This is a genomic window from Roseospira visakhapatnamensis (genome assembly GCF_014197915.1).
Taxonomy (GTDB): domain Bacteria; phylum Pseudomonadota; class Alphaproteobacteria; order Rhodospirillales; family Rhodospirillaceae; genus Rhodospira; species Rhodospira visakhapatnamensis.
Genome location: NZ_JACIGK010000002.1, coordinates 1 through 11,997 on the forward strand (window position 1 = coordinate 1; position 11,997 = coordinate 11,997).

The 11,997-nt window shown below is 67.0% G+C and carries 8 protein-coding genes; 6 read left to right on the forward strand and 2 right to left on the reverse strand.

The genetic code is table 11. From position 1 onward, the window contains the following. Positions 1-849 precede the first annotated feature (849 nt). Together GGD89_RS01480 and mfd are read left to right on the forward strand one after the other, a co-directional pair. Positions 850-1,107 (forward strand): FAD assembly factor SdhE, encoded by a 258-nt coding sequence (locus GGD89_RS01480; RefSeq protein WP_184042336.1) that lies wholly within the window; start codon positions 850-852, stop codon positions 1,105-1,107. 249 nt (positions 1,108-1,356) lie between these two features. Beyond that, entirely contained in the window at positions 1,357-4,803 is a 3,447-nt protein-coding gene (mfd, locus tag GGD89_RS01485; protein ID WP_184042527.1) for a transcription-repair coupling factor, read from the forward strand. Between the two features lie 29 nt (positions 4,804-4,832). Here the strand turns inward: mfd and GGD89_RS01490 are convergent, their stop codons facing one another. Together GGD89_RS01490 and GGD89_RS01495 are read right to left on the reverse strand one after the other, a co-directional pair. Continuing rightward, the gene (locus tag GGD89_RS01490) at positions 4,833-7,910 is read right to left on the reverse strand and encodes an efflux RND transporter permease subunit (RefSeq protein ID WP_184042337.1); all 3,078 of its coding nucleotides are present in this window, start codon (positions 7,908-7,910) and stop codon (positions 4,833-4,835) included. After that, positions 7,907-8,917 (reverse strand): efflux RND transporter periplasmic adaptor subunit, encoded by a 1,011-nt coding sequence (locus tag GGD89_RS01495; RefSeq protein WP_184042338.1) that lies wholly within the window; start codon positions 8,915-8,917, stop codon positions 7,907-7,909. The genes GGD89_RS01490 and GGD89_RS01495 overlap by 4 nt, the downstream gene beginning before the upstream one ends. A gap of 688 nt (positions 8,918-9,605) precedes the next feature. Here GGD89_RS01495 and GGD89_RS01500 point away from each other — a divergent pair. From GGD89_RS01500 to GGD89_RS01515, 4 genes are all read left to right on the forward strand, one after another. Next, positions 9,606-10,166: a sigma-70 family RNA polymerase sigma factor gene (locus GGD89_RS01500; RefSeq protein ID WP_246422248.1), complete on the forward strand. Its 561-nt coding sequence runs from the start codon at positions 9,606-9,608 to the stop codon at positions 10,164-10,166. Continuing rightward, complete coding sequence (locus GGD89_RS01505) at positions 10,163-10,606, forward strand: hypothetical protein (RefSeq protein WP_184042340.1); 444 nt, start codon at positions 10,163-10,165, stop codon at positions 10,604-10,606. Before GGD89_RS01500 ends, GGD89_RS01505 begins: the two co-directional genes overlap by 4 nt. Then, positions 10,603-11,037 carry a periplasmic heavy metal sensor gene (locus GGD89_RS01510; protein ID WP_184042341.1) on the forward strand — a complete coding sequence of 145 codons (435 nt, stop codon included), beginning with the start codon at positions 10,603-10,605 and terminating at the stop codon, positions 11,035-11,037. The genes GGD89_RS01505 and GGD89_RS01510 overlap by 4 nt, the downstream gene beginning before the upstream one ends. 261 nt (positions 11,038-11,298) lie before the next feature. Further along, entirely contained in the window at positions 11,299-11,835 is a 537-nt protein-coding gene (locus GGD89_RS01515) for a hypothetical protein (RefSeq protein ID WP_184042342.1), read from the forward strand. Positions 11,836-11,997 lie beyond the last annotated feature (162 nt).

The following is an 11,997-nucleotide window of genomic DNA, read 5'->3' on the forward strand; positions in this document are numbered from 1 at the left end:
CACGCAGCCTTTCGATCCCTCCTGGGAATCGTCACCACCAAAGGCCCCATCACCTACGATATGTTGATCGCACCGGAAGCAAAGGGATAAGCCTTTGTAGCTGTTCCAACCATGAGTTTTAGGCTAGAACAAACTTTTGGAGGGTTGTCTGCACAGAAAGGGAGGCCATACCAAGTCATTGGAAGTACAGTAGTGGAGGGGAGCGAGTATAGTATCGTTGAGCTTGACGCTTACGGTGGGTTAGCCGGGCATTTCTACGGTCAGTTCGTGGGACAGACGCGATTCGCAGCTCTTGTTAGTAGTGATGGTCGTATCCATGATCATCTAGCCTCATATCATCATTTTTCAGGTATGAAGTATGTGCACGAGGCTTATCGGCTAGTCCCGTCATCAGCAAGAATGGAATTTCGGAGCGAATATTCCGGCCAAAATGTAGGTTCGGGTAAGGAAAACTTCGAGATCATTTATAGTGGAATATCAGATTCCACTATACATCTTGTTTACAGAGAGTACACCTCAAGCAATACGGCCCGACAGGCATTCTTTCAAGACCTTAGTTATGATAAGGAGCAGCCAAAGATAAGATTCAGGGATATTATTATCAACGTGGTGTCGGCGAATAACCGAAAGATTGTTTTTTTGGTTGAATCTGATTAAAGCATCACATTTTGGCTGCGCTTACATGATGCCGGGCTTTTTAAGGCTATGAGGTAGGGTGCGGTGTGCTGAGCATCCAAAAGTTTAGTGTGTTGCGCAAGATAATTCGGTCGGCTGACAGGCGCGTTGGTACCCGATATAACACGACACGCGGCGGGGGCGATCCGTCGCGACGGGCACCGGGAGCAGGCCATGGACGATCGACGCAAGCGGATACTCTACCGGGCGAAGCTGCGCGGCATGAAGGAGACCGACCTCATCGTCGGCGGTTTCGCCGAGGAAAACGTCGCCGGCATGAGCGAGACCGAACTGGATCAGTTCGAGTCCCTGCTGGACGTGCCCGACGCCGATATCCTGGACTGGCTGTTCGACCGCAAGCCGATCCCGGCGGAGCACGATACGCCGGTGATGGCGGCCTTGAAGGCGTACCGCTTGCCTGTCCCGCGCTAGTGCAGCGACGCCCTCAAGGGATTCACCCTTGAATGCAAATGTCTCTGCACAGAACATCGTTTTTGGGGCACCGATCCAGACAATAAAAATGCAGACTGCATCCTTTGTCCGGATCAGTGCACTCGTTTCCGGGGTTCCTGGCGGGTTGGTGGCCGACGCCGATCCTGACAACCGAAGTCTTGACCCGTGCTCAAACGACAGATCGAGAAGGCCCTGTTCGAAACCCAGGGCCGCACCACCCTCGCCGGCATGCCCGAGGGGCATGATGCCCTGGTGCTGGTGGCCATGGCGCGCGCCCGCAAGGGCCTGTCCATCCTGCACGTGGCGCGCGACGACGTGCGCCTGGCCATGGTGGCCGAGGCCGCGCGTTTCCTGGCCCCCGACGTCACGGTGCTGGAGGTCCCGGCCTGGGACTGCGTGCCCTACGACCGGGTCTCGCCCCATCGCGATATCCTGGCGCGGCGCCTGGAGAGCCTGACCACGCTTGCCGCCCTGCCGCCGGGCCAGGCGGCCTCGGCGCCGCTTCTGGTGGTCACCACCGTCAACGCCGCCAGCCAGCGGGTCCCCCCCCGGGAGGCCCTGTCGGCCGATGCCTTCGCCCTGGTCAAGGGCGAGTCGGTGGACCTGGAGGCGCTGCTGCTGTACCTGGGGCGGACCGGGTACGGCCGCGCCGATCAGGTCATGGAGCCGGGCGAGTATGCCGTGCGCGGCGGCCTGGTGGACCTGTTTCCCCCGGGCCAGGCGGACCCCTTGCGCCTGGACCTGTTCGGCGACGAGGTGGAATCCATCCGCGTCTTCGATGCCGTCACCCAGCGCACCACCGGGGACCTGGCGCGCGTGGTGCTCAAGCCCATGAGCGAACTGGCGCTGGACGAGGCGTCCATCGCCCGCTTCCGCTCTGGCTATCGGGAGCTGTTCGGCACGCCGCACCGGGAGGATGCGCTCTACGAGGCCATCTCCGCCGGCCAGGCGTTCCCGGGCATGGAACACTGGCTGCCGTTGTTCCACGAGGGCATGGACACCCTGTTGGCCTATATACCCGAGGCGGTGGTGGTGCTGGATCCGGATGCCGACGCCGCCCGCGCCGCGCGCTGGGACCAGATCACCGAGTACCACGACGCCCGCCGCTCCATCGCCGATGCCGGAACGACGGGTGAGGGCGGCCTGATCTACAATCCGATGCCACCCGATCGCCTCTACCTGACCGAGGCGGACTGGCGGCGGGTGCTGGCCACGGCGCCGCGCTGCCTGGACCTGTCCCCCTATGCGCCGGACGAGGCCGCGCCCAACACCCTGGACATGGAGGGCCGCCCGGGCCGCGACTTCGCCGATATCCGCGCCCGGCCCGGTGAGAACCTGTTCGCGGCCGTGGGCCTGCACGCCGGCGAGCGCATGGCGGCGGGCAAGCGGGTGGTGCTGGCGGCGCGCAGCCTGGGGTCGCGGGACCGCCTGGGGGGGCTGATCCGCGACCACGGCGCGGCGCCGGTGGCGACCGTCGAGGCCTGGGCCGACCTCGCCAAGGCCCACAAGAGCGCGGTGGCCCTGGTGGCCCTGGGGCTGGACCGCGGCTTCGAGAACGCCGACCTGGCGGTGATCGCCGAACAGGACGTGTTGGGCGACCGCCTGGCCCGTCCCCCCAAGAAGAAGCGCAAGGCCGAGTCCTTCATCCGCGACGCCGGGGCGCTGACCGAGGGTGACCTGGTCGTGCACGTGGATCACGGCATCGGCCGCTATGACGGCCTGGAAACGCTCACGGTGGGCGGCGCGCCGCACGACTGCGTGCGCGTGATCTACGCGGGTGAGGACAAGCTGTTCGTTCCCGTGGAGAACATCGAGGTCCTTTCCCGCTATGGGACCGAGACGGCCGGGGTGCATCTCGACAAGCTGGGCGGCGTGGGCTGGCAGGCGCGCAAGTCCAAGCTCAAGAACCGCATTCGCGACATGGCGGAAAAGCTGATCCAGGTGGCCGCCGCCCGCCATCTGCGCAAGGCCGAGGCCATGGGGCCGCCCGAGGGGCTGTACGACGAGTTCGCCGCCCGCTTCCCCTATGCCGAGACCGACGACCAGGTGAAGGCCATCGCCGAGACCATCGACGACCTGACCAGCGGCAAGCCCATGGACCGGCTGATCTGCGGCGACGTGGGCTTCGGCAAGACCGAGGTGGCCTTGCGGGCCGCCTTCGTCGCCGCCATGACCGGCGTGCAGGTGGCGGTGGTGGTGCCGACGACCCTGCTGGCGCGGCAGCACTTCAAGACCTTCCAGGAGCGGTTCGCCGGCCTGCCGATCCGCATCGGTCAGTTGTCGCGGCTGGTCACCGGCAAGGCGTCCACGGCGGTCAAGGCGGAGATGGCCAACGGCACCCTGGATATCGTGGTCGGCACCCATGCCCTATTGGCCAAGTCGGTGCGCCTGAAGAACCTGGGTCTGCTGATCATCGATGAGGAGCAGCACTTTGGCGTCGCCCACAAGGAGCGCCTCAAGCAGCTGAAGAGCGACGTGCACGTGCTGACGCTCTCGGCCACGCCCATCCCCCGCACGCTCCAACTGGCATTGACCGGCGTGCGCGAGATGAGCCTGATCGCCACGCCGCCCGTGGACCGGCTGGCGGTGCGCACCTTCGTGCTGCCCTTCGACCCGGTGGTGATCCGCGAGGCCGTCCTGCGCGAACGCTATCGCGGCGGGCAGTGCTTCTATGTCTGCCCACGGCTGGCGGACATCGACGAGGTGGCCGACCGACTGGCCGCCCTGGTGCCCGAGGTGCGGGTCACGGTGGCTCATGGACAGATGCCGGCCAAGCAACTGGAAGACGTGATGACCGCCTTCGCCGACGGTCAGTACGACGTCCTGCTGGCCACCAACATCATCGAAAGCGGCCTGGACATGCCGCGCGTCAACACCATCGTCATCCACCGCGCCGACATGTTCGGCCTGGGGCAGTTGTACCAGTTGCGCGGCCGGGTAGGGCGCGGCAAGGCGCGCGGCTATGCCTATCTGACCATCCGTCCCAACCGGAAACTCTCCAAGGCCGCCGAGAAGCGCCTGGACGTGATGCAGACCCTGGACAGCCTGGGGGCGGGCTTCACGCTGGCCAGTCACGACCTGGACATTCGCGGCGCCGGCAACCTTTTGGGTGAGGAACAGTCGGGCCACATCAAAGAGGTGGGGATCGAACTCTACCAGCACCTGCTGGAGGAGGCCGTGGCCGCCGCCCGCTCCGGCGAGGGGATGGAGGCGGCGGACGACACCTGGTCGCCGCAGATCACCCTGGGCTCGCCGATCCTGATTCCCGAGGGCTACGTGCCCGACCTGGGGGTGCGGCTGTCGCTCTACCGTCGTATCGCCGACGTGACCGAGGATGCCGAGGTGGAGGCCCTGGCCGCCGAGATGATCGACCGTTTCGGTCCGCTGCCGGGCGAGGTGGAGAACCTGCTGAAGGTGATCTCGATCAAGGTGCTCTGCCGCCGCGCCAACGCCGAGAAGATCGATGCCGGCCCCAAGGGCGCGGTGATTGCCTTCCGGGGCAACGACTTCCCCAACCCGGGCGGGCTGGTGCAGTTCATCGGCAGGAACGTCGCCACCGTGAAGCTGCGCCCCGACCACAAGCTGGTCTGCAAGCGGGACTGGCACGACGCGGCCCGTCGCCTCCAGGGCCTGCATCGGCTGATGCACGACCTGGCCACGGTGGCGGAGGGGTAACGCCGGCGATCCTGGATCGGGACAAGCCGTCAGTTTGCGCGGGCCGCGCGCGCGGCGGCTTTCCTGTTCGCCGCCGCCTCCCGCCGAACGCCGAAGAACGTGCTGTAGAGCACCGGCACGACCACCAACGTCAACACCGTGGCGAAGGTCAGGCCGCCCATGATGGTCACCGCCATGGGGGCGAAGAAGGCATCCCACAGCAGCGGCGTCATGCCGAGAACGGTGGTCAGGGCGGCCATGGAGACGGGCCGCACGCGGCTGACCGCCGCGTCCGTCACCGCCTGATACGGGGACTTCCCCGCCGCGCGTTCAAGGTTGATCTGGTCGAGCAATACGATCTCGTTCTTGATCAGCATGCCGGCGAGGCTGAGGAAGCCGAGCATGGCCATGAAGCCGAAGGGCTTGTCCGCCAACAGCATGCCGCTCGCCACGCCGATCACCGCCAGGGGCAGGCCCAGGAAGATGATCAGGGGGTGCCGCAGGGAGTTGAACAGCATGACCGAGATCAGGAACATGGCGGTGAAGGCGATGGGCACGTTGGACATGAGCTTGGTGTTGGCCTCCACTTGCTCCTCGTGCTCGCCGCCCCAGTGCAGGGTATAGCCCTCGGGCAAGGGGATGCTCTCGATCGGTCCCATCAACTCCCGCAACAGACCATCGGTGGTGCCCGTCTTCTGCTTGCAGGAGACCCGCAACACCCGCGCGCGATTGAGACGGTGGATCACCGGCGTTTCCCACCGCAGGCTCTGACCATCGGTGACCTGATCGACGGGGCTCCAGTGCGCCTGGGACTCGCTCCAGACCTGCACATTGCCCACGCTGTCGATGCCCTGCCTTTGGTCGCGCGGCGGACGCACGATGATGGGCAACAGGTCCTCGTCGTGGCGATAGACCCCGGCGACCATGCCCGACGCGGTCATGGCCAGGGCTTCGGACAGGTCTGGTCGGGTGACGCCGATCTCCCGCGAGCGCGCCGGGGCCAGGCGAAGGGTCTGGGCCGGCACCGGGCGTCCCCAGTCGGTGCGCACGCTGCGGCTGTTGTCGTTCGCCCACATGGCCTCCTTGACCCGGTCGGCCAGCGACCGCAGCACGTCGGCATCGGGTCCGCTGAGGCGGGCCACCACCGCGCCGCCGCCGGGACCGAGCTTGAAGGCGTCCACGCTGGTGATGGCGCGTGGGTGGTGGTTCTCCAGATACGGGGTCAGGTGGGCCTTCATGCCCGGGATGCGCTGATAGTCATCCAGACTGACCAGAAGCTGGCCGTAGGCGCTGTTGGGCATCTCGGGTTCGTAGGTCAGCAGGAACCGCAACGGCCCGCGCCCGACGAAGGCGGCCACGTCGGTCACGCCCTCCAGGGTGCGCACGTAGGCGTCGATGGCCGCGACCTCGGCAGTCGTCCGGTCGATGTGGGTGCCCTCGGGCATGCGCACGTCGATGGTGATCTGCGGGCGGTTCATGTCGGGCATGAAGTCCTGGCGGACGAAACCGAACCCCCACAGGGCGGTCATGAACAGACCGCCCACCATGGCCAGGCTGATCCAGCGGTGATCGATGCAGGCGCCGATGAAGCGGCGGTAGGCCCGGTAGAACAGGCTGACATGGGGCGTGCCATGATCGGTCTTGCCACTGGGCAGCAGCGCCACGCACAGGGCGGGGGTGACCGTGATGGCGAACACCCAGCTCAGGCCCAGCGACAGGCAGATGACCTGGAACAGGCTCTTCAGCCACTCGCCGGTCATGTCCTTGGACAGGGTGATGGCGGCGAAGGCGAGGATGGCGATGCCGGTGGCGCTCAAGAGCGGCCATTGGGTCTCGCGCACGGTCTCGATGGCCGCCTCGACGCGGGTCTTGCCTTGATGGGATTTGATGACGGTGCCCTCGGCCACGACGATGGCGTTGTCCACCAGCATGCCGAGCGCGATGATGAGCGCGCCGAGCGAGATCCGCTGCAAGGTGATGCCCATGGCGTGCATGGCCAGGAAGGTCGCCAGGATCGTCAGCAGCAGCACGGCGCCGATGATCAACCCCTCGCGCAGGCCCATGAACACCAGCAGGAGGCCGACCACGATCAGCACGGCGGCGCCCAGGCTGAGTTCGAAGCCGCGCACGGCGGTCTTGACCGTCTCCGACTGGTGGGCGATGGCGTGGATCTGGATCCCCACGGGCATGCGGGCGGTCAGGTCGTCCAGGCGCTGGGAGATGGCGTCGCCCATGGCGATGACATCGCCGCCGGAGACCGTCGAGATGCCCAACCCCACCGCCTGCTGGCCGTTCCAGTGCAGCACCGCGTCGGGCGGGTCGCGGTCGGCGCGCTCGATGCTCGCGATGTCCTTCAGGTGGATCAGGCGGCCGTTCGGGCCGCTGCCGATCAACTGGTCACCCAGATCCGCGACGGTGGCGTAGTCGCCGGTGACGCGCAGCCGCACGTCCTGGGCGCCCACCGCCAGCTTGCCGGTCTCGGCAATGGTGTTCTGGTGGCGGATGGCATCGAAGATGACCTGCGGATCCAGGCCCAGCCGCGCCAGCTTGGCGCGGTCCACCTCCACATAGATCACCTCGGTGGGCAGGCCCCACAGGTCGATCCGGCCCACGTCCTGGCAGAGTAGCAACTCCCGGCGCAGGTCCTTGGCGACCTCCGTCAGGTCGGCCGGGGCGTAGCCATCGCCGGTGACGGCGAACAGAACGCCATGGACGTCGCCGAAGTCGTCGTTGACGTCGGACGGTCCGGCCCCCGGCGGCAGGGCGGTCTGGGCGTGGGTCACCTTGCGCCGCAGTTCGTCCCAGACCTGCGGCAGAGTCTCCTTGTCGTATGTCTCCTGGATTTCGGCGAAGATGATCGACAGCCCCGCCCGGGACTGGGAGCGCACCTCCTTCAGCTGCTTGAGTTGCTGAATGGCGGTCTCCAGGGGCTCCGTGACCTCCCATTCCACCTGTTCGGCCGTGGCGCCGGGGTAGGGGGTGTAGATCACCGCTTCCTTGATGGTGAACTCCGGGTCCTCCAGGCGGCCGAGGGACCCATAGGCCAGCATCCCGCCCAGCACGATCAGCACGATCATGACGAACAGGGTGGCGCGATGGTGGATGGCGATGGCGGCGGGGTTGATCATCCGTCAAGCCCCCGGGCGCCGGGCACCATGGGCCGCACCCAAAGGCTCTCTCGCAGGCTGTGCAGGCCGGCCGTGGCCACGTGCTCGCCCGGCGTCAGCCCGTCGCGGATCTGAACACCGTCACCGACGAGGGCCACGGCCTCCACCCGCCGTTTCGCCGGTGTGCTGCCGTCGGGGTCGATCACCCAGACATAGGACAGGCCGTCGTGGCCGCGCCAGAGGGCTTCCACCGGGATGCGCGTCAGCGCCGGGGCCGGAGCCCTGGGTGGCGGTGTTCTGCCGTCGATCCGGGCCTGCACGGTGGCGGTCATGCCGGGGAAGACGGTGAGGTCCGACGGCGGGGCCAGGGCAACCACCACGTCGTAGGTGCGGGTGACGGGATCGGCCTGGGCGCTGTACTCGTGCACGGCGGCCTCGAACCAGCGGGAGTCATCGGCGTCGAAACGGACCCGAAGGGCGCCCATTTCCTCCGGTCCACCGTGGGCAATCACCCGCTCGGGAACCTGGATCACCACCTCGATGGACGACAGGTCCTGGAACGAGACGATGGTCTGCTTGGCCTCGATGTGCTCGTGGGTCTCGATATGGCGCCGCGCCACCAGGCCGTCGAACGGAGCCAGCAGGACGGTGTCCTCCAGGGCCTTTTCGCGGATGCGCAGTTCGGCCAGGGCGATGTCACGCGCGGCCTGGGCATCCTCGTAGCTGGCCTTCGAGCCGACGCGCTTGTCCCACAGGGTACGGGCGCGCACCAGATCGCGTTCGGCCTTGACGTAGCGGGCCTCGGCCGCGTCCAGGGCGTTCTGGTAGTCGCGCTGATCCAGCGCGGCGACCACGGCGCCCTGACCGAGGCTGCGGCCTTCCTGGGCATTCAGGGCTTCCAGCACGCCCGGTACCGAGAACGCGAGGTCGACGCGGCGCGCCGCGCGCACGCTGCCGGGGAAGGCGCGCACATGGGCGGCGGGCTGGTATTCGACGATGGCCGTCGGCACCGGGCGGGCGATGGGCACGGGGGCCAGCCCGTGAGATGTCTCGGGGGACGTCCCGGGGGACGTCCCGGGGGGTGGCGATGTCCGTTCCGCGTGGCCTGGGGTCGTGGGGACTCCGATGACGCCGACCAGCCCCAGGCCGGCGATGCCCAGGGCTCCCACGATCGCGGCAAGGCGGGGTGCCGCCGTGCCGGTCCGGTCCGCCGTGCCATGGCCCTCATAATTAATTTGCTTAACAAAAAGACCGAAAAAGGACTGTGGCATCATCGTTTGCCTCTCGGGATCGTCGGTCCTGTATCGCCCGTACGGCGACCGAGGATGGGGGGATGCGCGGAAAAATCCGGAATTATAGGACGTTCCAAGCTCGCGCGTCAGATGCGCCCGTCGCCTCGCACGGTCTTGATGTCGTGGGGGCTGGTTGCCTCATCGCACCTTGGAGGCATTAAAGTATAGTGCCTTAACCATCGTGTCAATCGAATATGGCGGGCCGGTCCGCGCGGGTCCGGACCCCGGCAATTTTTTCCCAGTGGAGCGCAGGAGTGCCCCTGTTCGTGCGTCCAATATCATGAAAAGGGTTCGGCACGGGACAGTCCGGTCACGGGAGGCACGGTCGCGGGAGGCGGGGAGGCCGCCCGGCGGGACACGATCCAGGGAAGCGAGGACCGTTATCGCGACGCATCGTTACGAGGCGCTGGACGACCACGCCCTGATGGCCGAGGTGGCGGCGGGTGATCGCGGCGCGTTCTCGTGTCTGACGCGCCGGCATGTGCCCGGGTGTCTGCGTGTCGCCGCCCGCATCGTCGGCAATGCCCACGACGCCGAGGAAATCGTGCAGGAGAGCCTTCTTCAGGTGTGGCGCCACGCGTCCGACTGGAGAGGCGACGGGGCCAGGGTGGGCACCTGGCTTTACCGGATCGTCGTGAACCGCGCGATTTCCCATCGTCGCAAGCGGCGGTTCGAACCTCTGGACGCGGCGCTGGAGGTTCCCGATTCCGGCCCGGATCCACAGGCGGAAACCGAGGCGCGGGACTTGGCGGCGCGCGCCGAGGCGGCCATCGCCGCCCTGCCGGATCGCCAGAAGGCGGCCCTGAGCCTATGTTGTTACGAAGGTCTGACCTGCGCCGAGAGTGCCCAGGTGCTGGGTGTTTCCGTCTCGACGATGGAAAGCCTGCTGGTGCGGGCGCGGCGTGCGGTGCGCAAAAGCCTGGACATGCCCGAGCGCTCGACGGCGCGGGCGCGGGGACGGAAGAACGAAAGGGACAGGCCATGAGGATGTCGCGCTTCCGGCGTCTCGCCGATCTTCATGGAGGACAGCTCGGTCGCTGGCCCGAGGCGGAGCGCGCCGAGGCCCGGATGCTGCTGGCCATCGCTCCCGAGGCACGGGTCGTGCTGGATCGGGCGGCGGCCTTGGATCGGTGCCTGGACGCCGCCGGCCGGTCGGTCACCGATATGGTGGATCCGGACCGTGTGTGCAGGGCCATCGAGAGCGGGCTGGATGGCGACAGGGCCGCCCTGAGAACCATCGGCGCGGTGCCGGCGCCGGTGTCCGCTCGTCCCCCTCCGTGGGTGGCCACGGCTGGCTTTCTGGCAGTTATGGGACTGATCGGCTATCTGGCGGGGGATCCGGATCTGCTGACTCGGCAGGCTGGATCCACGATGTCGCAGGCGCCGATCGTCCTTGAGTCGGTCCTGATCTGGTGGATGCCATGACTTCACCTTCCATGGGCCGCGTTCTCTGGCTGGCCCTGATTCTGTCGCTGGGCGTCAATCTGTTTCTGGGTGGTTTCGTCTTGCGCGGGGTTCTGGACCCGCCGCGCGGGCCGCCTCCGCCCTCCATCGATCGGGTGATCGATCGGATGACCGGCTATCTGCCGGAGGCCGATGCGGCCATCCTGCGCGCGGTGTTCGAGGCGCGCCGGGCGGAGGTGGAGGCCCAGGAGCGGTCCGGTCGAGCCCTTCACAAGGCCGTGGCCCAAGCCCTCAGGCAAGACCCGTTCGACCCGGAGGCTCTGGCGGCGGCGTTTGCCCGCATGGATGCGCATATGATGGCGTTGCATGGGAGCATGCAGGCAATCATCGTCGAGGCCACCACCCACATGTCGCCGGAGGGCAGGCGGGGCTTGGCGCGATTCCGTCCCTGATACTAAAAAGCCTGACACAGAGACGCCTCCCACAGAAAAAAAACGATAACGTGCGCAGGACTCGCCCCGGTCCGGGCGTCCCAAGGAGTACGGCCCGTGTGCTTGGCGCGCGCGCATCGGGCGTGGCCCTTGGACGCGCGCAACATGATGGGAACGAAAGGGGCACCCATGTCCATCTCCGGAATCGATCCAACCGCCGGGTTGGCGGGCACGATGCCGTCTCGGTCTCTGTCCGGTCCCGGCCAGGAAATGCGAGAGGCCATGAAGGCCCTCAAGGATGCGTTGAGCGGCGACGATCTGGACGCCGCCAAGGACGCCTACGCGACGGTCACGGCCCTTCAGGAGAGTCAGGAGGGAGCGGGGACGTCTACGCCAGCGTTTCAAGACATGGTCGATATGTTGGCCGAGGTCGGATCCGCCTTGGACGTCGGGGATCTGGGCGCGGCGCAATCGGCGTTTGCGGCGGGAGCCCCGAAGGGACCGCCTCCGCCTCCGCCGCCTCCACCCTCTGCGGATCTGTCCGAGGAGGAGTCGGATGCCTTGAGCAGCCTGGCCGAAGCGCTGCAAAGCGATGATCTGGCCAGCGCCCAGGATGCCTATACGGCCCTGTTGGCCCTGCTGGACAGCCGGCAGGCGGAGATCGAAGAGGAGAATCAGGCGGCTTCCACGGCGGACTCGCTCCGGGATCGGCTGGAGGATCTGGGTACGGCCCTGGCCGCCGGAAGCGTGGAGGCCGCCCAGCAGGAGTTCGCGTCGCTGGCTCCGCGCGGCATGCGCGGCATCGACGTGCTTGCGTGACCCGTTCGGACGTGTGACCGCGCGAGAAGGTCCGACGTTGGCGGCGGTCTCGCGCGGGTCCTCTCCCGGCGGCAAGAGGAGGATGAGGGGCTGGCCCGCCTGCCGCGCTGGCCTCTCGTCATGCGGACACCGGAGCATGCCGCGTGAGTCGGGGTCACACGG

Coding starts and splice junctions, on each gene's coding strand:
- GGD89_RS01505 (WP_184042340.1), top strand. CDS start 10,163: ATGAGGATGTCGCGCTTCCGGCGTCTCGCCGATCTTCATGGAGGACAG.
- mfd (WP_184042527.1), top strand. CDS start 1,357: ATGCCCGAGGGGCATGATGCCCTGGTGCTGGTGGCCATGGCGCGCGCC.
- GGD89_RS01490 (WP_184042337.1), bottom strand. CDS start 7,910: ATGATCAACCCCGCCGCCATCGCCATCCACCATCGCGCCACCCTGTTC.
- GGD89_RS01515 (WP_184042342.1), top strand. CDS start 11,299: ATGAAGGCCCTCAAGGATGCGTTGAGCGGCGACGATCTGGACGCCGCC.
- GGD89_RS01500 (WP_246422248.1), top strand. CDS start 9,606: ATGGCCGAGGTGGCGGCGGGTGATCGCGGCGCGTTCTCGTGTCTGACG.
- GGD89_RS01510 (WP_184042341.1), top strand. CDS start 10,603: ATGACTTCACCTTCCATGGGCCGCGTTCTCTGGCTGGCCCTGATTCTG.
- GGD89_RS01480 (WP_184042336.1), top strand. CDS start 850: ATGGACGATCGACGCAAGCGGATACTCTACCGGGCGAAGCTGCGCGGC.